Here is a 26,742-nt window from a genome sequence, read left to right as displayed (position 1 = left end):
TAGGGCAGCCTCCTTCAGTCCCCCATCGGAAAAGGAAGCGCGTGATATAGGAAATTTCCCTATATCAATGCGGATGTCCCGTCGTTGCCGCATCACGCCGGGTGATATCCGTCCACCCGCCGAGCAGGCCTCGCAACTCCCCACTGGCACAGTAAAACGGTACCGTCCATTGATAGATGTCGCGATTACCCTGCTTGAATTGCAGGCGACGTCTGCTGAAGCGGGTTCGGCGGGTTCTCAGCTGAATCATGAACTCCTCATGCAGCATGCCGGCGGTGGCACGCGGCAGGGCATCGACGTCGATCAAGCGACACCCCTGCACCTGCTCAAAGCGGATCGACAACGCCTCTTCGTAGCTTTTGTTACAGAGGATCAGACGCCCTTCCAGGTCGCGAACGAACACCGGGTCAGGCATGGCGTCTATCAGCGCGCGCTGGAAGACCAATTGATCACCGAGTTGGCTTTGCACGTCTCGATGCTGTTTGATCAGCGCCGCCATTCGCCGATGCCATAACAGCGACAACCCACAAAAAGCCCCCACCACAAACACACCCCAGTAGCCCAAACGCGACCAGTGTTGCCAGCCCGCAGCAGCTGGTTTCGGCCCGATGCCGCCCAGCCAGTTCAGGCGAATGGCCCGCAGTTCGGAAGCCGGGAACGCTTCAAGCGCCTTGTTCAGGATGCTCAGCAATTGCGGCTGACCCTTGCGCACGGCCAGAAGATCCGCCTCCCATTTTCCCTCCAGCAATTCGCCAACCTTCAGCAAGCCTGAGGGATAGAGCTGCGCACCGATTTCGTTTTCGATGGTGGCATAGGCCTCACCGCTTTCGACCAGCGCCCGTGCCTCGGCATAGGTTTTCACCGAACGTAATTCGATGGACGGATAATCGCGTCGGATCACCCCCTCCAGCGCATGCCGACCCGGCAACACCAGCACCCGTTTGGCCAACTGCTCCAGCGATTGCACTCCAGGCTCGCCGGCGCGGCCGACAAATACCCAGCCGGCACCGCCAAAGGCATGACTGAAATCCAGACTCAAACGGCGCTCATCATTCATCGCCAGGGTCGTGCTCATGTCTGCGGCACCGGTTTCCAGGCGCTCGAGCATCTGCGCGGTGGAAAACGACTCCCGGTAAACGAATTGCAGCCCGGTCATGGCACTGATGCGTTTGAGCACGTCGTTGTTCAAGCCGCTCCAATGACCATGCTCATCCAGAAACAGGTACAACGGGTACTGCTCCGCCGCCACGATCACCGTCGGGTTATCGCGAACCCATTGCCGCTCGGCTTCACTCAGCACAACGGTGCCGATGTTCAACTGCTCTTCATCATGCGCCAGATGCGCCGCAACGCCCACGCGCCAGCCAACTAACAGGCACAACAGAAAAACCCGCTTCAGGGCGTGTTTCCATCCTCTTTCAAACAGCATTGCCACTTCCTTCGTGATCGACTCACCCGTCCTTCATGGGCGAAAACCCGAGCAGTGTGGCAGCAGAAACAAAAAAGCCCGTCAGGAGACGGGCTTCAAAATGTGACAGCTTTTTCGGCTTACAGCGGCTTGCCGCGGTTGCCGTGCTGGCTGACAAAGGCCTGTACGGCTTTCAGCTCGTTTGGCAGAACGGTGCAGCGCTCGTTTCGCTCAAACAAATCAGAAAGATGTGCAGGCAGTTCGAGAGCTTTTCCTACACCCGCTTTCTCCACGGCATCCGGGAATTTCACCGGATGTGCGGTGCCCAGGATCACCATCGGGATGTCCAGGCTGCGGCGGCATTCGCGCGCGGCCTTGACGCCGATGGCGGTGTGCGGATCCAGCACTTCGCCGCACTGCGCGTAGACTTCAGCGATGGTTTCGCAGGTTTGCGCATCGTCCACGGCCAGCGAGTCGAACAGCTTGCGGGCTTCGGTCCAGCGCTCTTGCTCGACGCTGAAACCACCGCCCTGCTTGAACGAATCCATCAGCCCGGCAATCGCCGCGCCGTTGCGACCGTGCAGGTCGAACAGCAGGCGTTCGAAGTTCGACGAAACCATGATGTCCATCGACGGCGACAGCGTGGCGTGCAAGGTTTCCTTGACGTACTGGTTGCCGCTCATGAAGCGGTGCAGGATGTCGTTGCGGTTGGTCGCGACGATCAACTGGTTGATCGGCAGGCCCATGTTGCGCGCCAGGTAACCGGCGAAGATGTCGCCGAAGTTGCCGGTCGGTACCGAGAACGCCACCGAACGCGCCGGGCCGCCCAACTGCAGGGCTGCGTGGAAGTAGTAGACGATCTGGGCCATGATCCGCGCCCAGTTGATCGAGTTCACCGCTACCAGGCGCGTGCCCTTCAGGAAGCTCTGGTCGGCGAAGCTGTTCTTGACCATTTCCTGGCAGTCATCGAAGTTGCCTTCGATGGCGATGTTGTGGATGTTCTCGCCGACAATCGTCGTCATCTGCCGACGCTGCACTTCGGACACACGGTTGTGCGGGTGCAGGATGAAGATGTCGACGTTTTCGCAGTGCTTGCAGCCTTCGATGGCGGCCGAACCGGTGTCACCCGAGGTGGCACCGACGATGACCACGCGCTCGCCGCGCTTTTCCAGCACGTAATCGAGCAGACGACCGAGCAGTTGCAGGGCGAAATCCTTGAACGCCAGGGTCGGGCCGTGGAACAGCTCGAGCACCCATTCGTTGCCGTTGAGCTGACGCAGCGGCGCAACAGCGCTGTGCGAGAACACACCGTAGGTTTCTTCGAGGATCTTTTTGAAATCGGCGTCCGGGATGCTGCCGGTGACAAACGGGCGCATGACCCGGAAAGCCAGCTCGTGATACGGCAGGCCGGCCCAGGAAGCGATTTCTTCCTGGGTGAAACGTGGCAGGTTTTCCGGGACGTACAGACCGCCGTCGGTGGCCAGACCGGCCAGCAGGACGTCTTCGAAATTCAGGGCCGGTGCCTGGCCGCGGGTACTGATGTAACGCATGACTGACTCCAATGGAGAGTGTGCACAACAGTGGCCCCTTTCACGGGGCCATTGCAGGACAACGACTTAGTTCAGGTGCTCGACGCGGATCCGCACAACCGGACCATTCACGCCGGCCAGGGCTTCGAGGGCGGCGATTGCATCGTTGATACGCTGCTCGACCACGCGGTGGGTCAGCAAGATCATCGGCACCAGACCGTCGTGTTCCTCGACTTCCTTCTGCATGATCGACTCGATGTTGATGCCGCGCTCCGAGAGGATGCTCGCCACCTGAGCCAGTACGCCCGGATGGTCCTTGGCCTGGATGCGCAGGTAGTAGGCACTTTCGCAGGCTTCGATCGGCAGGATCGGATGCGCCGACAGCGAGTCCGGCTGGAAGGCCAGGTGCGGCACGCGGTTTTCCGGATCGGACGTCATGGCGCGAACCACGTCCACCAGGTCGGCGATCACCGACGAAGCGGTCGGCTCCATGCCGGCACCGGCGCCGTAGAACAGCGTCGAACCGGCAGCGTCACCGTTGACCATCACGGCGTTCATCACGCCGTTGACGTTGGCGATCAGGCGATCGGCCGGGATCAGCGTCGGGTGTACGCGCAGCTCGATACCGGCAGCGGTGCTGCGCGCCACACCGAGGTGCTTGATGCGGTAGCCCAGCGCTTCGGCGTAATTCACGTCGGCGGTGGTCAGCTTGGTGATGCCTTCGGTGTAGGCCTTGTCGAATTGCAGCGGAATGCCGAACGCGATGGAAGCCAGAATCGTCAGTTTGTGCGCGGCGTCGATGCCTTCGACGTCGAAGGTCGGATCGGCTTCGGCGTAGCCCAGCGCTTGCGCTTCGGCCAGCACGTCTTCGAAGGTGCGCCCCTTCTCGCGCATTTCGGTGAGGATGAAGTTACCGGTGCCGTTGATGATCCCGGCGACCCAGTTGATGCGGTTGGCGGACAGGCCTTCACGGATCGCCTTGATCACCGGAATGCCACCGGCCACAGCCGCTTCGAACGCCACGATCACGCCTTTCTCGCGTGCCTTGGCGAAAATTTCATTACCGTGAACGGCAATCAGTGCCTTGTTCGCGGTGACCACATGCTTGCCATTCTCGATGGCCTTGAGTACCAGCTCGCGGGCAACGGTGTAGCCGCCCATCAGCTCTATGACGATGTCGATCTCAGGGTTCGTGGCCACTTCGAAGACATCGTTGGTAATCGCAATACCGGTCGTCTGGAACTGAGGCTTTGGCGTGCGCATGGCAATTTGTGCCACTTCGATCCCACGCCCGGCACGACGAGCAATTTCCTCGGCGTTGCGCTGAAGTACGTTGAAGGTACCGCCACCGACGGTCCCTAACCCACAGATGCCTACTTTGACCGGATTCACTGTGAACTCCCCATGAAACGGCCGACGCAAGGTCGGCCGGAAAACAACCGCGTGTTCGCGGCTCTCTATTAATGGCCCGGCGATGTTGCTGCCGGACCATGATCGTCAACGGCGGACCGTGACGATGCGAATTACTTGGCGCCCAGCGCCAGTTTGGCGACTTGTGGCGCCGGCTGGTAGCCCGGAATGACTTGTCCGTCAGCCAAAACGATGGCCGGTGTGCCGTTCACGCCAATCGACTGACCCAAAGCGAACTGTTTGGAAACCGGGTTCGCGCACTTGGCGGCCTTGATTTCCTTGCCATCGACCATTTTGTCCATGGCTGCTTTCTTGTCGGTCGAGCACCACACGGCTTGCAGTTGCTCGTCACCCGGCGAGCCGAGGCCCTGACGCGGGAACGCCACGTAACGCACTTCGATGCCGCGCTTGTTCAGCTCAGGCACTTCGGCGTGCAGCTTGTGGCAGTACGGGCAGGTGGTGTCGGTGAACACGGTGATGTGCGATTTGGTTTCGCCCACCGCCGGATACACCACGGTTTCGGCCACTGGAATGGCATTGATCAGTTTGGAGATGCCCAGGCGTTCGGTCTTCTCGGTCAGGTTGACCGGTTTGCCGTCCTTGAGCTGGAACAGGTAGCCCTGAACGATGTACTGGCCGTCGGCGCTGGCGTACAGCACGCGGCTGCCCTTGAGCTTGACTTCATACATGCCCGGCAACGGGCTGGCGCTGATGCTTTCTACCGGAACCTCGAGTTCGAGTTTTTCCAGGCTTTGACGAATGGCTTTGTCGGCCGCGTCATCGGCGACGGCAAAGGTGCTGACCAACGCAATGGCGGCGGCGGCGAAAATCTGGGTCAGACGCATGAGAACTCCTGAAGGCGGACAAATGAAACGGTCAGAACGCCCGTGCCGGAACACCGGGTCATAACCGTCCATCGTGCAAACCGGCAAAGCCTACCACATAAGGCTCGCATGGCCGAATGCGCCTGTCGCCAGAGATTGTGGGCGACGCAAACCCTGTGGGAGCGGGCTTGCTCGCGAAGGCGTCTTGGCAGGCGACAAACATCTAGTCTGTGACGGCCTCTTCGCGAGCAAGCCCGCTCCCACAGGTTTTTCATCAGCCTCTTGGGTGGTGTTTGGCGTGCAGATCTTGCAACCGCGCGCGGGCGACGTGGGTGTAGATTTGCGTAGTGGAAAGGTCACTGTGCCCCAGCAGCATCTGCACCACCCGCAGATCGGCGCCGTGGTTGAGCAGGTGCGTGGCAAACGCATGGCGCAAGGTGTGCGGCGACAGCGATTTGCCGATCCCGGCGACTTTGGCCCAATGCTTGATCCGGTGCCAGAAAGTCTGGCGGGTCATCTGCTCGCCGCGCTGGCTGGGAAACAGCACATCGCTGGGGCGCCCGCCGAGCAGCTCGCTGCGGCCATCGCGCATGTAGCGTTCGACCCAGACAATCGCCTCCTCGCCCATCGGCACCAGCCGCTCCTTGCTGCCCTTGCCCATCACCCGCAACACGCCCTGACGCAGGTTGACCTGCTCCAGCGTCAGACTGACCAGTTCGGTCACCCGCAGACCACAGGCATACAACACCTCAAGCATGGCGCGGTCACGCTGGCCGATGGCTTCGCTCAGATCCGGCGCCTTGAGCAGCGCCTCGACGTCGGCTTCCGACAGCGACTTGGGCAAAGGCCGACCGAGTTGCGGCATGTCGACGCGCAAGGTCGGATCGACCGTAATCAGCTTTTCCCGCAGCAGATAGCGATAAAAGCCACGCACACCGGAGAGAAATCTGGCGGTGGAGCGCGGTTTGTAGTTCTGCTCCAGACGCCAGGACAGGTGATCGAGGATCAACTCGCGACCGGCATTGATCAGCTCGAGGTTTTTCTCCTGTAGCCAGCCGTTGAACAGCGCCAGATCGCTGCGGTAGGCGCCGCGAGTGTTATCGGACAGGCCTTTTTCCAGCCACAGGGCGTCGAGGAATTGGTCAATCAGTGGATGGTCGATGGCAGGCATGGGCGCTCAAGACACACAACCTCCGGGGCCGTGCGCAAATGTAGAGTGAACTGTAGGAATGGCCGCTAGTCTTTCATAGCCCGCAATTTCAAGGAACAGGGAGCTTCAATGAACGAGCAGCAAATTCTCTTGGCATTTGGCGGGATCGGCGTCGCTGCGTTGGGTTGCCAGTGGCTGGCGTGGCGCCTGAAGCTGCCGGCGATTCTGTTTCTGTTGCTGACCGGGATTCTCGCCGGGCCGGTGCTGGGCTGGCTCGACCCGCAGGAAATGTTCGGCCCGCTGCTGATGCCGCTGGTGTCGCTGGCGGTAGCGTTGATCCTGTTTGAGGGCAGTCTGACCCTGCACCTGTCGGAATGGCGCGAGATCGGCAGTGTCGTGCATCGGCTGGTGACTCTCGGTGCGCTCGTCACCTGGGTGGTCATCGCCGTCGCGACGCACTTCTTGCTCGGCTTCGACTGGCTGCTGGCGATCCTGTTCGGCAGCCTGACGCTGGTGACCGGCCCGACGGTGATCGTGCCGATGCTGCGGGTGGTGCGGCCGAAAGCCTCGATCGCCAACATCCTGCGCTGGGAAGGCATCGTCATCGACCCGATCGGCGCCCTGCTCGCGGTGGTGGTCTACAGCTTCATCATCGCCCGCTCCGAGGGCAACGGCCTCGAACAGAGCCTGTTGACCTTCGGCGGGGTGATTGTCTGCGGCAGCGTATTCGGGGTGGTCGGCGGCTGGGTGCTGGGCACCATCATCCGGCGCCAGTGGTTGCCCGAGTACCTGCATAACCTCGCCTCGCTGGCGGCGGTGTTGGGGATCTTCATTGCATCCAATCAGGTGATGCACGAGTCCGGCCTGCTGGCGGTGACGCTGATGGGCATGTGGCTGGCGAACATGAAGGGCGTGGATGTGCGGCACATCCTGCACTTCAAGGAAAACCTCAGCGTGCTGCTGATTTCCGGGTTGTTCATTCTGCTGGCGGCGCGGCTGGACCTGCATGCCCTGATCGGCCTCGGGCCGCTGGTGCTGATTCTGCTGCTGGTGATTCAACTGATCGCGCGCCCGCTGAACGTGCTGTTGAGCACTGCCGGCTCTAGCCTGAGCTGGCGTGAACGCGCCCTGCTGTGCTGGATCGCCCCGCGCGGGATCGTGGCCGCGGCGGTGTCGGCAATTTTCGCGATTCGTCTGGATCAAGCCGGGCACGAAGGTGCGCTGCTGCTGGTGCCGCTGACTTTCGCGGTGATCATCGGCACCGTGGTGCTGCAAAGTGCAACCGCTCGGCCACTGGCACGCTTGCTGAACGTCGCTGAACCGGCGCCGAGCGGCTTCCTGATCGTCGGCGCCAACGGCCCGGCGCGCCTGCTGGGCAAGTCGCTGCAGCAGCTGGGCAGCCGGGTGCTACTGACCGATTCGAGTTGGGAAAACATTCGTGCGGCGCGCATGGAGGGTTTGCCGACGTACTTTGGCAACCCGGCTTCACAGCATGCCGATGCGCATCTTGATCTGGTGGGGCTGGGGCATCTGCTGGCGCTATCGCCGTCGGGCGAACTGAACACCCTGGCGGCGATGCGTTTTCGACACGACTTTGGTCATCAACGCCTGTTTGGTCTGGCCAGTGGTCAGGAAAGTCGTCGCAGTGACAAGCATCGGGCAAGCCTGGAACATCGCGGCAATCAGCTGGGGAGCGAGGCGCTGACCTACGCCAAGCTGGCCAGCCTGATCAGCAACGGCGCCGAGGTCTACAGCACGACGCTGACGGACGGGTTCGGTTGGGAGGATTACCAGGCATTGCATGGCAATCGGGCGACGCTGCTGTTCATGCGCGATGACAGCGGCTGGGTGCATGTGGTGACGCCGGAGACCGTTTTGAAACCGGGATCCGGGTGGACGTTGTTGGCGTTGATTCAGCCTGAAAGCAGCGGTGCCTGAGCTGACGCCTTCGCGAGCAGGCTCGCTCCCACAGTGATCGGAAATTGTGTCCGACACAAAGCCTGTGGGAGCGAGCCTGCTCGCGAATGGCGCGACTCGGTTTCAGATCAGGCTGCAAACCCAGGCAGCACCGGCACCGGCCGCTTGTCATCATCAATAGCGACAAAGCTGAACTGCCCATGAATCGCCTTCTCGCGGCCATCGCAACTCATGCTCTCGACAAACACTTCCACCTCGACCTTGAGGCTGGTATTGCCGACCTTGATCACTTTACCGACCAGTTCGACGATGGAGCCGGTCGGGATCGCGTGGTTGAAGTCGATGCGGTCGGTTGAAACAGTCACCAGCGGCAGGCGGCAGAAGCGGGTGGCGGTGATGAACGACACTTCGTCCATCCATGCCAGCGCGGTGCCGCCGAACAGGGTGTTGTGGTGGTTGGTGGTCGGCGGGAAGACGGCTTTGGTCACGCGGGTTACCGAGAGTTCGGTACGGCGCTGGATTTCCTGGTCGCGGGTGGTCATGGTTCTGGCCTGAAACAAAAATGCTGTGGATAAATTACAGGCAACAAAAAAGCAGCCCGTAGGCTGCTTTTTTCTGCATCGGAAGCTGGACTTAAGCCAGTTTTTCCTTGATGCGAGCTGCTTTACCCGACAGGTCGCGCAGGTAGTACAGCTTGGCTTTACGTACGTCACCGCGACGTTTAACAGCCATGCTGTCGATCTGCGGGGAGTAGGTCTGGAAAGTACGTTCTACGCCAACACCGTTGGAGATTTTACGAACGGTGAACGCACTGTTCACGCCGCGGTTACGCTTGGCGATGACAACGCCTTCGAACGCTTGCAGACGGGAACGATCGCCTTCCTTCACTTTCACCTGAACGACAATGGTGTCGCCTGGGGCAAAGGTAGGGATTTCTTTGGTCATCTGCTCTGCTTCGAGTGCAAGGATGATTTTGTTGGTCATGCTGTGCTCCTAAGGTAAATCAACTGATCTACCATCGATACGTTGTTAACTATCGTCCCGCTCGCGGATGTATTCCTCGAGCAGCTTCTTCTCTTCTCCAGAAAGCGAGCGGCTTTCCAGAAGATCGGCGCGTCGTTCATAGGTCCTACCAAGGGACTGCTGTAAACGCCAACGCCGGATATGCGCGTGATTGCCACTTAGCAACACGTCGGGAACACGCTGATCCGCATACACCTCAGGTCGGGTGTAGTGCGGGCAATCCAGCAGACCATCCGTAAAGGAATCTTCCTCAGCGGAATCCGCATGCCCTAAAGCTCCGGGCAGCAGTCGTGTAACCGCATCGATCATGACCATGGCCGGCAGCTCGCCGCCAGACAGTACATAGTCACCAATCGACCACTCTTCATCGACATGAGCCTCAATAAAGCGCTCGTCAATGCCTTCATAGCGGCCGGCAATCAGGATCAATGCATCCGATTTTGCCAACTCGCGTACCGCCGACTGAGTCAGTTGACGGCCTTGGGGGGACAGGTAAATCACCTTCGCCGCCTCCCCGGCTGCTGCCTTGGCCTGAACCAGAGCATCTTCCAGGGGCTTGATCTTCATCACCATGCCCGGACCACCGCCAAACGGGCGATCGTCCACAGTGTGATGCCGATCCGTCGTGTAATCCCGCGGATTCCAACAGGTCAGCTGCAACAGCCCCTGTTTGACCGCACGACTGGTAATACCGTACTCACTGATGGCCGAGAACATCTCGGGGAACAACGTTATGACGTCTACGCGCAGGCTGGCCATTGCTTAGAAGTCCGCGTCCCATTCCACCCTCATCACGCCTGCATCCAGATCGATTGTCAGCACGCATTGCTCTGTATAGGGCAACAACCGCTCACGATCATCCAGGCTGCCCGCGCAGGGCTTGACCACCAATACATCGTTCGCGCCGGTCTCCAACAGGTGATCAACCTTGCCGAACAATTGCTCGTCCTGGTTGATGACGCTCAGACCCTGCAACTGGTACCAGTAGTACTCGTCGCCTGTCAGGTTGGGCAAAAGGCTTCGCGAGATGCAAATCTCGTAACCGCTCAGAAGACGGGCTTCATCGCGATCGTCGAGGCCTTTGAGCTTGGCAACCAGATCCTTTTGAGTGGATCGGCCGCTGACCAGCTCGACCTGTTTCACCACGCCTTCGCGCCGAAGCGTCCAGTTGCGGTAGTCCAACAGGTTTTCAATCGGATCGGTAAAGGAAAAGACCTTCACCTCGCCGCGAACGCCGTGAACCGAAAAAATCTTGCCGACAACGATCAGGTCATCAGCTTTTTCTGGCGTCGCGCTCATACTGCTCAGGCTGCAGCCTTGGCAGATTCCTTCAGCAACTGAGCAACACGCTCAGATGGCTGTGCACCAACGCTCAGCCAGTAGGCTACGCGCTCTTGGTTCACGGACAGACGGATTTCCTGACCACGGGCAACAGGGTTGAAGAAGCCAACCTGTTCTTTGTGGGAGCCGTCACGCGGGTTACGCGAGTCGGTTACGGTCAGGTGGTAAAACGGGCGCTTTTTGGAGCCGCCAAGGGCAAGACGGATTGTTAGCATGTGAACATCGTTCCTGTAGTCGGTGCTGCAAATCTAAATGCACAGCGGGCATGGGTGCCCGAAAGGCCGCATATTCTAAGGAATATCCGGACTTTTGCAAATGACTTTTTCCGGCGCCTATGGCATGCCGTGCGGATTTGCATATAGAGCCGTCGATGAAAACGGCCAGTCAGCTCCCGCCGAGTGCGGGTTTGCTGTTGATCCTGCGTCCTTGCAGGGTCTGCGCCGGTGCGACGACCGGCGAAGTCTTGGTGTCCTGAATCACATTTTCGGCATGCCGCCGCCGGGCAACATACCGCCCATGCCGCGCATCATTTTCGCCATTCCGCCTTTGGCGGTGAATTTCTTCATCATCTTCTGCATCTGCTTGTGCTGCTTGATCAAGCGACCGATGTCCTGCACCTGGGTGCCGGAACCCATGGCGATCCGGCGTTTGCGCGAACCGCTGATCAACTCAGGGTCGCGGCGCTCGGCCGGGGTCATGGAGTTGATGATGGCTTCCATCTGCTTGAACTGCTTCTCTGCCGCGTTCTGGGCATTACCCATTTGCGACAGGTTGACGCCGCCGATGCTCGGCAGCTTGTCCATGAGGCCGCCGAGGCCGCCCATGTTCTTCATCTGTTGCAGCTGATCGCGGAAGTCTTCGAGGTCGAAGCCCTTGCCCTTCTTCAGCTTCTTGGCCAGTTTGTCGGCCTTGTCCTTGTCGAGGGTCGCTTCAGCCTGTTCGATCAGGCTGAGCACGTCGCCCATGCCCAGGATCCGCGAAGCGATACGCTCAGGGTGGAACGGATCGAGCGCTTCGCTCTTCTCGCCCATACCGATGAACTTGATCGGCTTGCCGGTGATTGCGCGCACCGACAGCGCGGCACCGCCACGGGCATCGCCGTCGACCTTGGTCAGGATCACACCGGTCAGCGGCAGCGCATCACCGAAGGCCTTGGCCGTGTTGGCGGCGTCCTGACCGGTCATGGCGTCGACCACGAACAGGGTTTCCACCGGGTTGATCGCGGCGTGCAGCGCCTTGATCTCGCCCATCATCTCTTCGTCGATGTGCAGACGACCGGCGGTGTCGACGATGACCACGTCGATGAATTTCAGTTTTGCTTCTTTAATAGCCGCGTTGGCGATGTCGACCGGCTTCTGGCTCAGATCGGACGGGAAGAACGTCACGCCGATGTCGTTGGCCAGGGTTTCCAGCTGTTTGATCGCAGCCGGACGGTAGATGTCCGCCGACACCACCATCACCGACTTCTTCTTGCGTTCTTTAAGGAAGCGCGCGAGTTTGCCGGCGGTGGTGGTTTTACCGGCACCCTGCAGACCGGCCATCAGAATGACGGCGGGCGGCACGGCGCTCAGGTTCAAGTCTTCGTTGGCCGCGCCCATCAGGCTTTCGAGTTCGGCCTGGACGATCTTCACGAAGGCCTGGCCCGGCGTCAGGCTGCGCGACACCTCGGTGCCGACAGCGCGCTCCTTGACCGAATTGACGAAGTCCTTGACCACCGGCAGGGCGACGTCGGCTTCGAGCAACGCCATGCGCACTTCGCGCAGGGTGTCTTTGATATTGTCTTCAGTCAGCTTCGCCTTGCCGGTGACATGGCGCAGCGTCTGCGAGAGACGGTCGGTTAAGTTTTCAAACATTGCGCGATCCTTTCAGGCCCTGTGTAGACCGGGATAATGGCGGCCCAGACCGGATTCAACATGTGCTCGGCGAGCCTGCGGCGTGGGCAGGTCGCGGATTATAGCGAAGACTGCGTCGGGCGGACACCTCGCACTTTCGTGGTGTGGCGGTTCTATGCCAAACTCAGCGCCTTTCGGGCCTGCCTAACAGGATTTATGCTCCCCTTGTCACCCAGTTTGCTGACTACCATCGCCGCCGCGCTTCTTTATGCCGCTGCGACCCTTTATCAGGGCACCCGCCTGGCCTCCGGCGCCAAGGCGAACAAGCGCCTGCTGGTTACGCTCGGCATCCTCGCCGTGCTCGCCCACAGCGCCAGCCTGCTCACTCACCTGCTGACGCCGATCGGCCTGGGCCTGGACTTCTTCAGCGCCGCCAGCCTGATCGCCGCGGCTGTCATCGCCCTGACGCTACTGGCCTGCTCGCGGATCCCGGTGGAAAACCTGCTGGTGCTGCTGTTCCCACTCGGCGCGGCCACGGTGTTGCTGGCGCAGTTCGCCCCGGCCGGCACGGTGCAGATCATCGACGAAGAACCGGGCATCCTCGCCCACATCCTGCTGTCGATCCTCGCCTACGGCATGTTCACCATCGCGGTGTTCCAGGCTTTGTTGCTGCTGGTGCAGGATCACCAGCTCAAGCACAAGCACCCGTCTGGCCTGATCAAGAACTTCCCGCCGCTGCAAACCATGGAAAGCCTGTTGTTCGGCTTCCTCTGGGCTGGCTGGACGCTGCTGTCGCTGTCGCTGATCTCCGGCTGGCTGTTCGTCGAGAACCTGTTCGCCCAGCATCTGGTGCACAAGACCCTGCTGGCGTGCCTGGCCTGGATCGTGTTCAGCGTGCTGTTGTGGGGCCGTAATCGCCTCGGCTGGCGTGGCCACAAGGCGATTCGCTGGACCCTCGCCGGTTTCTGCCTGCTGATGTTGGCGTATTTCGGCAGCAAACTGGTTCGTGAATACATCCTGCACATCTGACGGGCGGCATAAATGGACGGTTTGCCCATAGGGCCGATGCTTGCGGTATTTGTCCTGCTGATTTTATGGTCGGGGCTGTTTACCGCCGTCGAAATCGCGCAGCAGCACTTGCTCGCGCAACGCACCGCCTCGCGCGCCAGCGATAAACCGCTGGCGAAGCTGAGCTTCCCGCTCGAAAGTCTGATCCTGTGCAACACCCTGTGCCGCGCCCTCGCGGTGGTCATTGCCACACTGCTGGCAATCTTCCTTTGCGAAGAAAACGGCCCGTGGGCCGCCTGCCTCGGCGCCGGTGCCGTGTTGCTGGTGTTTGCCGACTACTTTCCGCGCAGCGTGGCCCAGCGCTACCCGGATGCGGTGCTGTCGTTCGGTAATACCCTGCTGGCGGTTCCGCTGAAAATCCTTTACCCGCTGGCTTGGCTGCTGAGTCGCATCAGCGGTTTGCTGCTGCGTCCCTTCGCGCGCAAACCCCAGGTGGTGCAGCAAAGCGAAGACGAAGAACCTGCCGACCCTGATAACGATCCGGAACACCCGTCTCGCACCCACCCGGTCTCAGGCATCCATGCGCTGGACAACATCACGGTCAACGACATTCTGGTGCCACGCAGCGATGTCGACGGCATCAACCTCGACGACTCGATCGAAGAGATCATCGAACAACTGCGCCACAACAAACGCACGCGCCTGCCGGTGTTCCACAGCGACATCAATCAGGTCGAAGCGGTGCTCAACACCCGGCAGATCCGCCATCTGCTCAACGATGGCCAGCTGACCCGCGAAGCGCTGCTGGCCGCCAGCTACGAGCCGTACTTCGTTCCGGAAAGCACCCCGCTGCAACTGCAATTGCTGAACTTCCACAAGCAGCAACGCCGCTTGGGCATGGTGGTGGACGAGTACGGCGAAGTGCTGGGCATCGTCACTCTGGAAGACATTCTCGAAGAAATCGTCGGCGAATTCGAAAGCGAGCACAGCCTCGACAACCCGCACATCCATCCGCAGCCCGACGGGCGCATGGTGATCGATGGTACCGCGTCGATCCGCGAGTTGAACAAATGCCTCGGCTGGCATTTGCCGAGCGACGGGCCAAAAACCCTCAATGGTCTGGTGACCGAAGCGCTGGAGACCATTCCGGACAGCGCGGTGTGTCTGAAGATCGGGCGCTATCGGCTGGAGATTCTCGAGACCGAGGACAACCGGGTGAGCAAGGTGCTGATCTGGCATACGAGCGCGGTGGCTGCTTTGGTGCCGGCCAGATAAAAGATCAAAAGATCGCAGCCTTCGGCAGCTCCTGCATTTTGGAATGCGTTCCTCTGTAGGAGCTGCCGAAGGCTGCGATCTTTGCTCTTGTTCATTCGTTAGCCCCCTTCCTATAATCGAGCCGCTTACCCAAGCGCCGCCGAGCCCTGTGCTTACCCCGCACGCCAACGGTTTCGGTAATTTTCCGCACTACCCCGACGACTGTTCCTACTCGAAACAGCGCTCGCGTCTCATCCCACATCCCTGGGTGTTCAACCATAATAATTCGCTCCAACGGAGCTCATGACTGTCAGGGATCACCGCATGACGACCAGTACCGCTTACAGCGCCACCGCGCCTGCCCAGCCGACCAACTCCGCCACCCGCGTGGCGACAGCGAGTTTCATCGGCACCGCCATCGAGTTCTACGACTTCTACGTTTACGCCACGGCCGCCGCGCTGGTTATCGGGCCGGTGTTCTTTCCGCAGACGTCCGGCACCGCGCAGATGCTTTCGGCGTTTCTCACCTTCGGCATCGCCTTCCTCGCACGGCCGCTGGGTTCGGCGCTGTTCGGCCATTTCGGTGACCGCATCGGGCGCAAATCGACACTGGTCGCCTCGCTACTCCTGATGGGCGTGTGCACCACGCTGATTGGCGTGCTGCCGGGTTACGACAGCATTGGCGCCTGGGCCCCTATTCTCTTGTGCGTGCTGCGTTTCGGTCAGGGTTTGGGATTGGGTGGCGAATGGGGTGGCGCGGCGCTATTGGCGACGGAGAATGCGCCCAAGGGCAAACGGGCGTGGTTCGGCATGTTCCCGCAGCTTGGCCCGTCGATCGGTTTTCTCGCGGCCAATGGCCTGTTCCTGACCTTGGCCATGACCCTCAATGACGAGCAGTTCCGCAGCTGGGGCTGGCGGATTCCATTTCTGCTCAGCGCGGCACTGGTGATGGTTGGCCTGTATGTACGTCTGAAACTTCACGAAACGCCGGTATTTGCCAACGCCATCGCCCGTCAGGAGCGAGTGAAGGTGCCGCTGGTCGAGCTGTTCAGCCAGTACTGGGCGCCCACCCTGCTCGGCGCAGCGTCGATGGTGGTGTGCTATGCGCTGTTTTATATCTCAACGGTGTTTTCCCTGAGCTACGGCGTGTCCACCCTCGGCTACAGCCGTGAGACGTTTCTTGGACTGCTGTGTTTTGCCGTGCTGTTCATGGCCGCGGCAACGCCGTTGTCCGCCTGGGCCAGCGACCGTTACGGGCGCAAACCGGTGCTGGTCGTTGGCGGCGTTCTGGCGATTCTGTCCGGTTTCCTGATGGAGCCGTTGCTGACACAGGGCTCGACCTGGGGCGTGGCGCTGTTCCTGTGCATCGAGCTGTTCCTGATGGGTGTGACGTTTGCCCCGATGGGCGCGCTGCTGCCGGAACTGTTTCCGACCCACGTGCGCTATACCGGCGCATCGGCCGCTTACAACCTCGGCGGGATCGTCGGCGCCTCGGCGGCTCCGTTCTTTGCGCAGAAACTGGTGGCGATGGGTGGTTTGAGTTATGTCGGCGGGTATGTGTCGGCGGCAGCGGTGCTCAGCCTGATTGCTGTGCTGTGCCTTAAGGAAACGAGGAATAACGATCTGAATCAGGTTGCCTGACAGAAGATCAAAAGCTTCGCGAGCAAGCTCGCTCCCACAATGCCCGTGCAGTACACAAAATTGTGAACACCGCCGAACCTGTGGGAGCGAGCTTGCTCGCGAATGCCGCGCCTCGGTTTACAGCTCTACAACAACAGCCTGAGCAGCCCGGGTCGCCTTGGCACGCGCCGCCTCAATCGACTCATCCCGCGCCAACGCCACGCCCATCCGGCGCTGACCATTGACTTCAGGCTTGCCGAACAGACGTAACGCCGTATCCGGCTCGCTCAGCGCTGCGCCCAGGTTGGCGAACGCGGTCTGGGTCGACTGCCCTTCCACCAGAATCACTGCCGAAGCGGATGGGCCGAACTGACGGATCAGCGGCACCGGCAGACCGAGAATGGCGCGGGCGTGCAGGGCGAACTGCGACAGATCCTGAGAAATCAGGGTCACCAGACCGGTGTCATGCGGACGCGGCGAAACTTCGCTGAACCACACCTGATCGCCCTTGATGAACAGTTCGACGCCGAACAGACCGCGACCACCCAAAGCCTCGGTCACAGCCTTGGCCACGCGCTCGGACTCAGCCAGAGCAATCGGGCTCATGGCTTGCGGCTGCCAGGATTCCTGATAGTCGCCCTTCTCCTGACGGTGACCGACCGGTGCGCAGAACGTGGTGCCGCCGATGTGGCGCACGGTCAGCAGGGTGATTTCGTAGTCGAAATCGATGAAGCCTTCGATGATCACCCGACCTTTGCCGGCGCGACCGCCCTCTTGCGCGTAATCCCAGGCCCTCTGCACATCATCGGCGCTGCGCAGCAGGCTCTGGCCTTTACCCGACGAGCTCATGACTGGCTTGACCACGCACGGGAAGCCCAGGTCCTGAACGGCTTTGCTGTAGTCCTCGAAGGTGTCGGCAAAGTGGTACGGCGAGGTTGGCAGGTCCAGCTCTTCAGCGGCCAGGCGGCGGATGCCTTCGCGGTTCATGGTCAATTGCGCGGCGCGGGCGGTCGGAATCACGGTGAAGCCTTCGGCTTCCAGCTCGACCAGCGTGGCGGTGGCGATGGCTTCGATTTCCGGCACGATGAAGTGCGGCTTCTCGGCTTCGATGACTGCACGCAGCGCGGCGCCGTCGAGCATGTTGATCACGTGGCTGCGGTGCGCCACCTGCATCGCCGGCGCGTTGGCGTAACGGTCGACGGCAATCACTTCAACGCCCAGGCGTTGCAGCTCGATCACCACTTCCTTGCCCAACTCACCACAGCCACACAGCAATACGCGGGTCGCGGTCGGCGACAATGGAGTTCCGATACGGGTCATCTCAGGTCCTCAAAGAAGCGGATCATCGAGGAAAGCAACGCCAGACGCGCTTTCCATGGGGAGAAAGCGCGGCATTTTACATGAACCGCAGGGTTTGGCTCAGCTGGCGACAGCCTGTTTGCGCTCGCGCCAGGCCATGATCAGCCAGACGGCAGTGACGCCAGCGAACTTCGAGACCAGTGCAGTGATGATCACCGGTGGCGTCATCTGGTCGATCATGCCGAAAAAGATGAAGGTATCGAGCGGAATGCTCAGCGCCGAGCTGATCCACAGGCGGTCGCGCAACGGCCGTTTGGTGACGCTGAACACCAGCCAGTCGATGATTTCCGACACCGCGAACGCCGTGGCGCTGGCCAGGGCGATGGACGGATCGGAAGTGACGTAGGACAACACCAGCGCCGCCAGCATCGCCACGAGCGCACCGTGACCGAAACGGGTTTGCACCATGTCGCGCAACACGAATACCAACCCGCCCCAGGCCGACCAGATGATGTCCAGGTGTGGCGCGGTGGAAAAAGCGAAGTTGATCAGCACGACGCTGCTGATGTAGGCGATGAGGAAAATCATGGCGGCGACCTGGGAAATTGGCGCACAGGTTACTTCAGGCTTGGAGTCGGGCCAATAAGAAGTGGCGACTGTTCTGGCCTCTTCGCGAGCAAGCCCGCTCCCACAGGGGAATGCATTTCAAATGTGGGAGCGGGCTTGCTCGCGAAGGCGGGCTGTCAGGCGCCTGATTTTCCGGGAACCATCCACACCAACCCGCTCGCCTTCGCCCGCTCATGACACAACCCCAGCACCACCCGCCGCTCGTCATTGGTCATCCGCCCCCAGCGGGTGATCTCAGCGACCGTACGCTGGCAACCGGTACAAATATCGTCGTCATCCAGTGCGCAGATATTCACACACGGCGAGGCAACCGGTCTTTCGGGAGTACTCATTCTTCCTGCTCGACCAGATCACGCGCATAGCGCTGCGAGTTATGCACATAGTGCGCGGCGCTGGCTTCGAGCATCTTCTTCTGCGGCTCGGTCAGCTCACGCACGACCTTGCCCGGCGAGCCCATGACCAGCGAGCCATCGGGGATCTCCTTGCCTTCGCCGATCAGCGAATTGGCGCCGATGATGCAGTTCTTGCCGATTTTCGCCCCGTTGAGGATCACCGCGTTGATGCCGATCAGGCTGTAGTCGCCGACGGTGCAGCCATGCAGCATGGCGTTGTGACCGATGGTCACGCCGGTGCCGATGGTCAGCGGATAGCCCATGTCGGTATGCATCACCGTGCCGTCCTGGACGTTGCTGTTCTTGCCGATCAGGATCAGTTCGTTGTCGCCGCGCAATACGGCGTTGAACCAGACGTTGGCGCCCTCCTCCAGTCTGACCTTGCCCACCAGCACGGCATTGGGCGCGACCCAGCTCTGTGGATGGGTTTCGACGCGGGCGTCGCCCAGGCGGTATTTCATCTTGTTTTCCTCAGGGCTCACGATGACGGGCCATTCGAGCGATGGCTTCAGGTGTTGATGCTTCAGGTATTAATAAAACTTTTGGGCGGGTGATGCAGGCTGATCTGTTCGTCATAGAGCAGATTGATCAGTTCGACAATCATGATAGCGGTCAAACCCCAGATCTTGAATTCGCCGTAGCGATAACTCGGCACATACCAACTACGGCCCTGGTAATCGATACGGTGCGTGTGTTCGCGCGGGTCTTTGCGGAAGAACTCCAGCGGCACATTGAATACTGCGGCGATCTCGGCATCGTTGGCCTGGTATTCGACGAAGTCCGGGATCACCCCGACATACGGCGTGACCTTGATGCCGTGCAGGGAGATCAGCGGGCTGAGCGGGCCGATGACCTCGACCAGCCCCGGTGGCAGGCCGATTTCTTCCTCAGCTTCGCGCAGAGCGGTGAAGATCAGGTCGGGGTCTTCCGGGTCGCGGCGACCGCCGGGAAAGGCCACCTCGCCGCCATGGGTCGAGAGGCCGCTGGCGCGCAGGGTCAGCACCAGCTCGGGTTCGTCACTGCGGGTGATCGGCACCAGAACAGCGGCCTCGGGGAAACGTTTATCGGTCTCCAGCGTGCGCGGTGTGTGGTTGCTTACCCTATGCAGTAGCTCGTCCAGCATGAGTGTTCTCGATCTGTGCCTTACCCTGCATCATGCACCAATCATTGCAGCCGCCCAAGCCCCTCGCCGGGCCATGTCGCGAAACGACAACTTGCCGACCGGCACCGCTGCACGCCAAGATAGGCGCAGCATTCAGGAACCCCAGCATGAAATTTTGCAGCCAGTGCGGCAACCCGGTGACCCAGCGCATTCCCGAAGGCGATTCGCGGCTGCGATTTGTCTGTGACAGCTGTCAGACCATTCACTATCAAAACCCCAATATCGTCGCCGGTTGCGTCGCGACCTGGGGCAGTAAAGTGCTGCTCTGCCGCCGCGCCATCGAGCCACGCCTCGGTTATTGGACGCTGCCTGCCGGTTTCATGGAAAACGGTGAAACCATCGAGCAGGCCGCGATCCGCGAAACCGCCGAGGAAGCCTGCGCCCGAGTGCGTAATCTGAGCATCTACACGCTGATCGACGTGCCGCACATCAGCCAGGTACACGTGTTCTTCCGTGCCGAACTGGCCGATCTGGACTTTGCTGCCGGGCCCGAAAGCCTCGAAGTACAACTATTCGACGAAGCCGACATCCCGTGGGACGAGCTGGCTTTCCGCACCGTGGGGCGTACCTTAGAATGCTTCTTCGCTGATCGCCGCGCCGAAAGCTACCCGGTTCGCTCCGAATCGATTCCGCCGTTGACGCAGCCTGCCATCACCTAAAAGCTTCTATAAATAAAATATCTGCGTCACTCCCTGGGGAATCGTTTCAATGCGCTGGTTGCTTGCCCTGTTTTGCCTGTCGTTCGTCACCGTGTCTCAAGCGTCATTCGTGACCACCGTGACGCCGTCGAATACCCCGATGATCGAAAAAATCCTGGTGCTCAAATCGGCTCATCAACTGCAATTGATCGCCGACGGCAAGCCGATCAAGACCTATCGAATCTCCTTGGGCAAGGGCGCGAAAAAAGGTCCGAAACTGATTGAAGGCGACAAACGCACGCCCGAAGGTTTCTATTGGATCGACTGGCGCAAGGTCAGTGAAAAATTCAACCTGGCGATGCACATCTCCTACCCGAACATCAGCGACTCGGCCCGCGCCCGCCGCGAAGGCGTCGAGCCTGGCGGGATGATCATGATCCACGGCACCCCGGATTCGGAAGAAACCCCGGAAGACCTGTTCCACACCCTGGACTGGACCGACGGCTGCATCGCCATGCGCAACATGGACATGCGCGAAGTCTGGGGTCTGGTGCCGGACGGTACGATGATCGAGATTCGCCCTTAATCAGCGACCACCGGTCACCCACAAAAAAATAAATCAAAAGATCGCAGCCTGCGGCAGCTCCTACAGGGTTGATACCACTTCCCACTGTAGGAGCTGCCGCAGGCTGCGATCTTTTGCTTTTTAAAGCCCACCACTAATACCACTTAAAACCACATCCCCTAAAACCCGCCATTTCATTGGCCTACAGGCCGATTCGACGCGTTGACATGGTATTCAAGTGGTATTAATTTCCGCCCCACAAGCGAGCCACAACAATCCTATACTCGCGTCGGAAATGACCTACATGAACGACCTCCAGGCCCTACGCCCAGATGACTCCCAGCCGACGCCGCTGTACCTGCAGCTGGCGCGCAATCTGGAATCGGCGATCCATTCCGGGCAGTGGAAGGCCGAGCAGGCGATGCCCTCCGAACGCAACCTCAGCGAGCAACTGGGTATCTCCCGGGTCACCGCACGCAAAGCGCTGGAAGTGCTGCTCGATCAAGGTCTGATCCGCCGCCTGCAAGGTTCCGGCACGTTCATCACACCCCGTCTGGAACAACCGCTGTCACGCCTCTCGGGCTTCAGCGAAATGCTTCGCCTCAAGGGCTTTGTCCCCAGCTCGCAGTGGCTGGAGCGCGAAATCACCCTGCCGACTCACGAAGAACTGATCCGCCTGAGCCTGTCGCCGAACGACAAGGTCGCGCGCATGAAACGCCTGCGCAAGGCCGACGACACGGTGATGGCCATCGAGATGAGCACCCTGCCCGCCTCGATCATGCCCAAGCCGCACCTGGTCGGCGATTCACTCTACGAATACCTCGACGGCATCGGCAAACCGATCGTCCGCGCCCTGCAGCACATCCAGGCGATCAACGCCTCGGACGAGTTCGCCGCGCTGGTTGGCATCGCCCCCGGCACCGCCATGCTGCTGATGACCCGGGTCGGCTACCTCGAAGACAACACGCCGATCGAAGTCACCGACACCTATTGCCGCAACGACTACTACGACTTTGTTGCAGAGCTTCGCCGCTGATCAGCAGCCAGGCCAAACGAGAGAACCGAAATGTCCGAAGACAACATCCTCACCGCCAGCGGCTGGGTTCGCGGCCGGCTGATCCACGAACACGGCAAAGTCGTGTCGATCGAAGGCGTGCCCTGCGATCCCGCCGACAATGATCTGCCCTACCTGCTGCCGGGTTTCATCGACCTGCACGTCCACGGCGGTGGCGGCAAAGACATCATGGAAGGCGCCAGTGCCTTTGAGACCATCACCAAAACCCACGTGCGCTTCGGCACCACTTCGCTGCTGGCCACCACCATGACCGCGCCGAGCGCCGAGATCTCCAGCGTGCTGAAAGAGGTCGGCGAATTCTGCGAACAGCGTCCGCAAGGTGCCGCCCGGGTACTCGGTGTGCATCTCGAAGGTCCGTACATCAACCCCGGCAAACTCGGCGCGCAACCGAATTTCGCCCACACCGCGTTGATGGCCGAGGTCGAGGAATACCTCGCGCTGGCGCCGATCCGGGTGATCACCATCGCCCCGGAAATCGCCGGTCACGACGGGTTGATTCGTGAACTGAGCAGCCGCGGCATCCGCATGCAGATCGGCCACACCCTCGGCAGCTACGAGGAAGGCGTCGCCGCCCTCGATGCCGGCGCGACCAGCTTCACCCATTTGTACAACGCCATGAGCCCGCTGCATCACCGCGAGCCGGGGATCGTCGGCGCCGCGCTGGCCCACGCCAAATTCGCCGAACTGATCCCGGACTTGCTGCACGTGCATCCCGGTGCGATCCGCGTGGCCCTGCGTTCGATCCCATGCCTGTATTGCGTCACCGATTCGACCGCCGCCGCCGGCATGCCCGACGGTGAATACAAGCTCGGCAGCCACACCGTGACCAAATGCCTGGGCGGCGTGCGCCTGCCCGACGGCACGTTGGCCGGCAGCACCCTGACCATGGATCAAGCCCTGCGCAACCTGGTGAAGATCGGATTGCCGATCGCCGAGGCCTCGCAGCGTCTGTCGCAATTTCCCGCCGACTACCTCGGCATCACTGAACGCGGGCGCCTGCAACCGGGTGCCTGGGCCGACTGCGTGCGGCTGGATCGCTCACTAACACTGACCGCCGTCATGGTCGAAGGAGAAGACATTGACTTCAAAAATGCTTGAAGAGGCGCTGTCCTCGTTCGAGGCCGTGCAAGCCCAATTGCAACAGCTCGACCCGCAGATGGTCGAGATCGCCGGGCGCCTGCGCCGTCAGCCGCCGCAAGTGGCGATGACCGTTGCGCGCGGCAGCTCCGACCACGCGGCGAGCTACTTCGCCTACCTGACCATGCAGCAACTGGGGGTGCCGGTGGCGTCGCTGCCGATGTCGGTGGTGACCATGCAGCAGGCGCCGCTGAAGGTCAGTGGTCAGGTGGCGTTCGCGTTCTCGCAGTCGGGGCAAAGTCCGGATCTGGTCAACAGTCTGCGACTGTTGCGCAAGCGTGGCGCCCTCAGTGTGTCGATGGTCAACGCTGCCGACTCGCCTTTGGAAGCCGCATGTGAATTCAGCCTGCCGTTGCTCGCCGGTATCGAAAGCAGCGTCGCCGCGACCAAGAGTTTTATCGCCACCCTGAGCGCCAGCGCCCGCCTGATCGCGCACTGGAAAGAAGACAACGAACTGCTGGAAGCGCACAACGCACTGCCCGAAGGCCTGCGCGACGCGGCGCAGCAGGACTGGAGCGCGGCCATCGATGCCTTGCGAGATTGCGAACGGCTGATGGTCATCGGCCGTGGTGCCGGTTTCGCCATCGCTCAGGAAGCCGCGCTGAAATTCAAGGAAACCTCGGCGATCCAGGCCGAAGCCTTCAGCAGCGCCGAAGTCCGTCACGGCCCGATGGCGCTGATCGACGAACACTACCCGCTGCTGGTGTTCGCTCCACGCGGTGCCGAACAGGCCGGTCTGATCAGTCTTGCGGCAGAGATGCGTCAACGCGGCGCTCGCGTGCTGCTGGCCGCGCCGGACGACATCCTCGAACGCGACCTGACCCTGAGCCGCGCCGAGCACCCGGCCCTCGATCCGATTCTGGCGATCCAGAGTTTCTACGTGATGGCCGCAGGTCTCGCCGTGGCCCGCGGCATGGACCCGGACCAGCCGCGCCACCTGAGCAAAGTCACCCGTACGCACTAAGTCCGAATGACTGCACACCTGATGAGACCGAGCCATGCACAACAACAATAAAGAGCTGACCCTCAGCGCCCCGCTCAGCGGCCCGGTGCTCACGCTCGCCAAAGTCCCGGACGCGGTGTTCGCCAGCGGCGCGATGGGTGACGGCATCGCCATCGACCCGCTGAATGACACCCTGTATTCGCCCTGCGCAGGAGAGATCATCCACGTCGCCCGCACCGGCCACGCCCTGACTGTGCGCGCCGACAACGGCGCGGAAATCCTCCTGCATCTGGGCCTGGACACCGTTGAACTGAACGGCCAAGGCTTCTCGATGCTGGTCAAGGAAGGCACGCGGGTCAGCAACGGCCAGCCGTTGTTGCGCTATGACCTGGACAAGGTCGGCCAGCAGTGCAAAAGCCTGGTCAGCCTGTTGATCCTGACCAACAGCCAGGATTTCCAGGTGCGCCCGATCACGCTCAGAGCGGTGAAGGTCGGCGAGCCGCTGCTGCACATCATTGCACGCAACAGCTCTGCGGCGACTGCCGAAGCGGTTGGCGGGCCAGAGGTTCAGGGTCAGGTGCTGGTGGCGCATCGCGGCGGCTTGCATGCGCGCCCCGCCGCGCTGATTCGCCAGACCGCACAAGGTTTCAAGAGCCAGTCGCAGCTGCACTTCGCCGGCAAATCGGCGCCGTGCAACAGCCTGATCGGCCTGATGGGACTGGCCATCGGCGAGCAGGATGAGGTGCACGTCAGCTGTCAGGGGCCGGACGCCGAAGCTGCACTGCAAGCATTGCTGAATGCGTTGGCGACCGCCCTGCCGGATGATCATCACGCCGCTGCACCGGTCAACGCCGCACCGAGCAAGCGTCCGGCCGAGACTGGCGTGCTGCAAGGTGTGTGCGCCGCACCAGGACTGGTCGGCGGGCCGCTGTTTCGCCTGAACGCGATCAGCCTGCCGGCAGATGCGGGCAATCATGCTCCGCTTGAGCAACTGCAGAAACTTGAAGCCGCGCTGAATCAGGTTCGCGGCGAAATCAACGCCACCCTCGCCCAAGCGAAAAAGCACAGGAACAGCGACGAAGAAGCAATCTTCGCCGCGCATCTGGCCCTGCTCGAAGACCCGGCTTTGCTTGACGCTGCGCAACAATCCATCGAGCAAGGCACGGCGGCGACTCACGCCTGGAGCCAGTCGATCGATGTGCAGTGCGAAGTGCTGCAACACACCGGCAGTGCGCTGCTGGCCGAACGCGCCAACGACCTGCGCGATCTCAAGCAACGGGTGCTGCGCGCCCTGCTCGGTGAAGCCTGGCATTACGACGTGCCGGCCGGCTCCATTGTCGCTGCGCATGAATTGACGCCGTCGGATCTGCTGCAACTCAGCGCGCAAGGTGTCGCCGGGTTGTGCATGGCCGAGGGCGGCGCGACTTCGCACGTGGCGATTCTGGCGCGCGGCAAAGGTCTGCCGTGCTTGGTTGCACTGGGCGCCGCATTACTCGATCAAGCACAGGGTCAGTCGGTGGTGCTGGATGCCGATGGCGGCCGCCTCGAACTGACGCCGAACACCGAACGCCTGGCCGAAGTACAACAGGCGCAAATCGACCGTCAGCAACGCCGCGATGCACAACAGGCCAAGGCGCATCTGCCCGCTGAAACCCGCAATGGCGTGGCCATCGAAGTGGTCGCCAATGTCGCCTCCAGCCATGAAGCGGCAGACGCCTTTGCCAACGGCGCCGATGGCGTCGGCCTGCTACGCACCGAATTTCTGTTCGTCGACCGGCAGACCGCGCCGGACATCGAAGAGCAGCGCGCCGCCTATCAAGCCGTGCTCGATGCCATGGGTGAGCACTCGGTGATCATCCGCACCATCGATGTCGGCGGCGACAAGCAACTCGACTACCTGCCGCTGCCCGCCGAAGCCAATCCGGTACTCGGCCTGCGCGGCATTCGTCTGGCCCAGGCCCGTCCGGAAATCCTCGATCAGCAATTGCGCGCACTGCTGCAAGTCAGCCCGCTGCGCCGTTGCCGGATCCTGTTGCCGATGGTCACCGAAGTCGACGAACTGCTGCACATCCGCCAACGGGTCGATGCGCTGTGCATCGAACTGGGTGTGACTCAGCGCCCGGAAATCGGCGTGATGATCGAAGTCCCGGCCGCTGCATTGCAGGCCGAACAACTGGCCGAGCACGCCGACTTCCTGTCGATCGGCACCAACGACCTGTCGCAATACACCTTGGCCATGGACCGCGACCACGCAGGTTTGGCCGCCCGCGTCGACGCCCTGCATCCGGCACTGCTGCGGCTGATCGCCATGACCTGCGCAGGCGCGGCGGTGCACAAACGCTGGGTCGGCGTGTGCGGTGCCCTCGCCTCCGATCCGCTGGCGACACCGGTGCTGATCGGCCTCGGCGTGACCGAGCTGTCGGTGAGCCCGGTGCAAATCGGTGAAATCAAGGATCGCGTGCGCCAGTTGCACGAAGCCGAATGCCAACGCCTCAGCCGCGACCTGTTGAAACTCAACAGCGCCGCTGCGGTACGTCACGCCTGCCACCAGCATTGGCCTCTGCACTAACAACAAGCTCTCTATAAAG

Annotated in this window: 26 protein-coding genes; 10 read left to right on the top strand and 16 right to left on the bottom strand. The window is 61.2% G+C overall.

Features of this window, described 5'->3' with window-relative positions:
- Positions 1-64 precede the first annotated feature (64 nt).
- From AC3WMV_RS01040 to xerD, 5 genes are all read right to left on the bottom strand, one after another.
- Positions 65-1,429, bottom strand: a complete 1,365-nt coding sequence (locus tag AC3WMV_RS01040; RefSeq protein ID WP_103368453.1) for a transporter substrate-binding domain-containing protein — start codon at positions 1,427-1,429, stop codon at positions 65-67.
- A 119-nt stretch (positions 1,430-1,548) separates the two neighbouring features.
- Complete coding sequence (thrC, locus tag AC3WMV_RS01035; RefSeq protein ID WP_027610971.1) at positions 1,549-2,958, bottom strand: threonine synthase; 1,410 nt, start codon at positions 2,956-2,958, stop codon at positions 1,549-1,551.
- Between the two features lie 66 nt (positions 2,959-3,024).
- The gene (locus AC3WMV_RS01030; RefSeq protein WP_007908972.1) at positions 3,025-4,329 is read right to left on the bottom strand and encodes a homoserine dehydrogenase; all 1,305 of its coding nucleotides are present in this window, start codon (positions 4,327-4,329) and stop codon (positions 3,025-3,027) included.
- Positions 4,330-4,460: 131 nt separating this feature from the next.
- Entirely contained in the window at positions 4,461-5,192 is a 732-nt protein-coding gene (dsbC, locus tag AC3WMV_RS01025) for a bifunctional protein-disulfide isomerase/oxidoreductase DsbC (RefSeq protein ID WP_007967782.1), read from the bottom strand.
- A 253-nt stretch (positions 5,193-5,445) separates the two neighbouring features.
- Positions 5,446-6,342, bottom strand: coding sequence for a site-specific tyrosine recombinase XerD (xerD, locus tag AC3WMV_RS01020; protein ID WP_007967784.1), 897 nt, complete (start codon positions 6,340-6,342; stop codon positions 5,446-5,448).
- A 108-nt stretch (positions 6,343-6,450) separates the two neighbouring features.
- Between xerD and AC3WMV_RS01015 the strand changes: the two genes are divergently transcribed.
- Positions 6,451-8,259 carry a cation:proton antiporter gene (locus AC3WMV_RS01015; protein WP_103368455.1) on the top strand — a complete coding sequence of 603 codons (1,809 nt, stop codon included), beginning with the start codon at positions 6,451-6,453 and terminating at the stop codon, positions 8,257-8,259.
- Between the two features lie 107 nt (positions 8,260-8,366).
- Here the strand turns inward: AC3WMV_RS01015 and AC3WMV_RS01010 are convergent, their stop codons facing one another.
- The 6 genes from AC3WMV_RS01010 to ffh form a co-directional block, all read right to left on the bottom strand.
- Positions 8,367-8,780, bottom strand: coding sequence for an acyl-CoA thioesterase (locus tag AC3WMV_RS01010; RefSeq protein WP_103368456.1), 414 nt, complete (start codon positions 8,778-8,780; stop codon positions 8,367-8,369).
- A gap of 91 nt (positions 8,781-8,871) precedes the next feature.
- Entirely contained in the window at positions 8,872-9,222 is a 351-nt protein-coding gene (gene rplS, locus AC3WMV_RS01005; protein WP_003175895.1) for a 50S ribosomal protein L19, read from the bottom strand.
- Between the two features lie 45 nt (positions 9,223-9,267).
- Entirely contained in the window at positions 9,268-10,020 is a 753-nt protein-coding gene (trmD, locus tag AC3WMV_RS01000) for a tRNA (guanosine(37)-N1)-methyltransferase TrmD (protein WP_003221981.1), read from the bottom strand.
- 3 nt (positions 10,021-10,023) lie between these two features.
- Entirely contained in the window at positions 10,024-10,560 is a 537-nt protein-coding gene (rimM, locus tag AC3WMV_RS00995) for a ribosome maturation factor RimM (protein WP_047292745.1), read from the bottom strand.
- A 5-nt stretch (positions 10,561-10,565) separates the two neighbouring features.
- Positions 10,566-10,817: a 30S ribosomal protein S16 gene (gene rpsP, locus AC3WMV_RS00990; RefSeq protein ID WP_003185073.1), complete on the bottom strand. Its 252-nt coding sequence runs from the start codon at positions 10,815-10,817 to the stop codon at positions 10,566-10,568.
- Positions 10,818-11,078: 261 nt separating this feature from the next.
- A complete protein-coding gene (ffh, locus tag AC3WMV_RS00985; protein WP_007967791.1) occupies positions 11,079-12,455 on the bottom strand; it encodes a signal recognition particle protein in 1,377 nt (458 codons plus the stop codon).
- 195 nt (positions 12,456-12,650) lie between these two features.
- On the opposite strand from ffh, the gene AC3WMV_RS00980 reads away from it, so the two are divergent.
- From AC3WMV_RS00980 to AC3WMV_RS00970, 3 genes are all read left to right on the top strand, one after another.
- Positions 12,651-13,463: a cytochrome C assembly family protein gene (locus tag AC3WMV_RS00980; RefSeq protein WP_027610969.1), complete on the top strand. Its 813-nt coding sequence runs from the start codon at positions 12,651-12,653 to the stop codon at positions 13,461-13,463.
- A gap of 12 nt (positions 13,464-13,475) precedes the next feature.
- A complete protein-coding gene (locus AC3WMV_RS00975; RefSeq protein WP_103368457.1) occupies positions 13,476-14,717 on the top strand; it encodes a CNNM domain-containing protein in 1,242 nt (413 codons plus the stop codon).
- 303 nt (positions 14,718-15,020) lie between these two features.
- Positions 15,021-16,337 carry an MFS transporter gene (locus tag AC3WMV_RS00970; protein ID WP_103368458.1) on the top strand — a complete coding sequence of 439 codons (1,317 nt, stop codon included), beginning with the start codon at positions 15,021-15,023 and terminating at the stop codon, positions 16,335-16,337.
- Positions 16,338-16,454: 117 nt separating this feature from the next.
- On the opposite strand, the gene purT is transcribed toward AC3WMV_RS00970, so the two are convergent.
- The 5 genes from purT to AC3WMV_RS00945 all read right to left on the bottom strand — a co-directional run bounded on the left by purT (position 16,455) and on the right by AC3WMV_RS00945 (position 19,757).
- Positions 16,455-17,636, bottom strand: a complete 1,182-nt coding sequence (purT, locus tag AC3WMV_RS00965; RefSeq protein WP_097086368.1) for a formate-dependent phosphoribosylglycinamide formyltransferase — start codon at positions 17,634-17,636, stop codon at positions 16,455-16,457.
- A gap of 99 nt (positions 17,637-17,735) precedes the next feature.
- A complete protein-coding gene (locus AC3WMV_RS00960; protein ID WP_096795203.1) occupies positions 17,736-18,203 on the bottom strand; it encodes a VUT family protein in 468 nt (155 codons plus the stop codon).
- Positions 18,204-18,358: 155 nt separating this feature from the next.
- Positions 18,359-18,574, bottom strand: a complete 216-nt coding sequence (locus AC3WMV_RS00955; RefSeq protein ID WP_081730186.1) for a DUF1289 domain-containing protein — start codon at positions 18,572-18,574, stop codon at positions 18,359-18,361.
- Positions 18,571-19,095, bottom strand: a complete 525-nt coding sequence (locus tag AC3WMV_RS00950) for a gamma carbonic anhydrase family protein (protein WP_042606912.1) — start codon at positions 19,093-19,095, stop codon at positions 18,571-18,573. The genes AC3WMV_RS00955 and AC3WMV_RS00950 overlap by 4 nt, the downstream gene beginning before the upstream one ends.
- A gap of 62 nt (positions 19,096-19,157) precedes the next feature.
- On the bottom strand, positions 19,158-19,757 hold the full coding sequence (locus tag AC3WMV_RS00945) for a CoA pyrophosphatase (RefSeq protein ID WP_003221960.1): 600 nt from the start codon (positions 19,755-19,757) through the stop codon (positions 19,158-19,160).
- A gap of 146 nt (positions 19,758-19,903) precedes the next feature.
- Here AC3WMV_RS00945 and AC3WMV_RS00940 point away from each other — a divergent pair, with 146 nt between their 5' ends.
- From AC3WMV_RS00940 to ptsP, 6 genes are all read left to right on the top strand, one after another.
- Positions 19,904-20,455, top strand: coding sequence for an NUDIX hydrolase (locus AC3WMV_RS00940; protein WP_027610966.1), 552 nt, complete (start codon positions 19,904-19,906; stop codon positions 20,453-20,455).
- Positions 20,456-20,504: 49 nt separating this feature from the next.
- Positions 20,505-21,020, top strand: coding sequence for a L,D-transpeptidase family protein (locus AC3WMV_RS00935; RefSeq protein ID WP_027610965.1), 516 nt, complete (start codon positions 20,505-20,507; stop codon positions 21,018-21,020).
- A 283-nt stretch (positions 21,021-21,303) separates the two neighbouring features.
- On the top strand, positions 21,304-22,035 hold the full coding sequence (locus AC3WMV_RS00930; RefSeq protein WP_027610964.1) for a GntR family transcriptional regulator: 732 nt from the start codon (positions 21,304-21,306) through the stop codon (positions 22,033-22,035).
- Positions 22,036-22,065: 30 nt separating this feature from the next.
- Entirely contained in the window at positions 22,066-23,172 is a 1,107-nt protein-coding gene (gene nagA, locus AC3WMV_RS00925) for an N-acetylglucosamine-6-phosphate deacetylase (RefSeq protein ID WP_095138282.1), read from the top strand.
- Positions 23,153-24,175, top strand: coding sequence for an SIS domain-containing protein (locus tag AC3WMV_RS00920; protein ID WP_103369810.1), 1,023 nt, complete (start codon positions 23,153-23,155; stop codon positions 24,173-24,175). Before nagA ends, AC3WMV_RS00920 begins: the two co-directional genes overlap by 20 nt.
- A 34-nt stretch (positions 24,176-24,209) precedes the next feature.
- Positions 24,210-26,723 (top strand): phosphoenolpyruvate--protein phosphotransferase, encoded by a 2,514-nt coding sequence (ptsP, locus tag AC3WMV_RS00915; protein ID WP_103369809.1) that lies wholly within the window; start codon positions 24,210-24,212, stop codon positions 26,721-26,723.
- Positions 26,724-26,742 lie beyond the last annotated feature (19 nt).

The organism is Pseudomonas sp. FW305-3-2-15-E-TSA4 (genome assembly GCF_058787295.1).
Note: the sequence above shows the minus strand (reverse complement) of the source record. Positions and strands in the feature narration are given on the sequence as shown.

Bases quoted from the DNA above. Each gene is read 5' to 3' on its own strand.
- rpsP (WP_003185073.1), bottom strand. From the start codon at position 10,817: ATGCTAACAATCCGTCTTGCCCTTGGCGGCTCCAAAAAGCGCCCGTTT.
- AC3WMV_RS00950 (WP_042606912.1), bottom strand. From the start codon at position 19,095: ATGAAATACCGCCTGGGCGACGCCCGCGTCGAAACCCATCCACAGAGC.
- ffh (WP_007967791.1), bottom strand. From the start codon at position 12,455: ATGTTTGAAAACTTAACCGACCGTCTCTCGCAGACGCTGCGCCATGTC.
- AC3WMV_RS01040 (WP_103368453.1), bottom strand. From the start codon at position 1,429: ATGCTGTTTGAAAGAGGATGGAAACACGCCCTGAAGCGGGTTTTTCTG.
- AC3WMV_RS00980 (WP_027610969.1), top strand. From the start codon at position 12,651: ATGCTCCCCTTGTCACCCAGTTTGCTGACTACCATCGCCGCCGCGCTT.
- AC3WMV_RS00955 (WP_081730186.1), bottom strand. From the start codon at position 18,574: ATGAGTACTCCCGAAAGACCGGTTGCCTCGCCGTGTGTGAATATCTGC.
- rimM (WP_047292745.1), bottom strand. From the start codon at position 10,560: ATGAGCGCGACGCCAGAAAAAGCTGATGACCTGATCGTTGTCGGCAAG.
- AC3WMV_RS01010 (WP_103368456.1), bottom strand. From the start codon at position 8,780: ATGACCACCCGCGACCAGGAAATCCAGCGCCGTACCGAACTCTCGGTA.
- nagA (WP_095138282.1), top strand. From the start codon at position 22,066: ATGTCCGAAGACAACATCCTCACCGCCAGCGGCTGGGTTCGCGGCCGG.
- rplS (WP_003175895.1), bottom strand. From the start codon at position 9,222: ATGACCAACAAAATCATCCTTGCACTCGAAGCAGAGCAGATGACCAAA.
- thrC (WP_027610971.1), bottom strand. From the start codon at position 2,958: ATGCGTTACATCAGTACCCGCGGCCAGGCACCGGCCCTGAATTTCGAA.
- AC3WMV_RS00935 (WP_027610965.1), top strand. From the start codon at position 20,505: ATGCGCTGGTTGCTTGCCCTGTTTTGCCTGTCGTTCGTCACCGTGTCT.
- AC3WMV_RS00930 (WP_027610964.1), top strand. From the start codon at position 21,304: ATGAACGACCTCCAGGCCCTACGCCCAGATGACTCCCAGCCGACGCCG.
- AC3WMV_RS00960 (WP_096795203.1), bottom strand. From the start codon at position 18,203: ATGATTTTCCTCATCGCCTACATCAGCAGCGTCGTGCTGATCAACTTC.
- AC3WMV_RS01015 (WP_103368455.1), top strand. From the start codon at position 6,451: ATGAACGAGCAGCAAATTCTCTTGGCATTTGGCGGGATCGGCGTCGCT.
- purT (WP_097086368.1), bottom strand. From the start codon at position 17,636: ATGACCCGTATCGGAACTCCATTGTCGCCGACCGCGACCCGCGTATTG.
- AC3WMV_RS00940 (WP_027610966.1), top strand. From the start codon at position 19,904: ATGAAATTTTGCAGCCAGTGCGGCAACCCGGTGACCCAGCGCATTCCC.
- AC3WMV_RS00945 (WP_003221960.1), bottom strand. From the start codon at position 19,757: ATGCTGGACGAGCTACTGCATAGGGTAAGCAACCACACACCGCGCACG.
- xerD (WP_007967784.1), bottom strand. From the start codon at position 6,342: ATGCCTGCCATCGACCATCCACTGATTGACCAATTCCTCGACGCCCTG.
- trmD (WP_003221981.1), bottom strand. From the start codon at position 10,020: ATGGCCAGCCTGCGCGTAGACGTCATAACGTTGTTCCCCGAGATGTTC.
- AC3WMV_RS00970 (WP_103368458.1), top strand. From the start codon at position 15,021: ATGACGACCAGTACCGCTTACAGCGCCACCGCGCCTGCCCAGCCGACC.
- AC3WMV_RS00975 (WP_103368457.1), top strand. From the start codon at position 13,476: ATGGACGGTTTGCCCATAGGGCCGATGCTTGCGGTATTTGTCCTGCTG.
- ptsP (WP_103369809.1), top strand. From the start codon at position 24,210: ATGCACAACAACAATAAAGAGCTGACCCTCAGCGCCCCGCTCAGCGGC.
- dsbC (WP_007967782.1), bottom strand. From the start codon at position 5,192: ATGCGTCTGACCCAGATTTTCGCCGCCGCCGCCATTGCGTTGGTCAGC.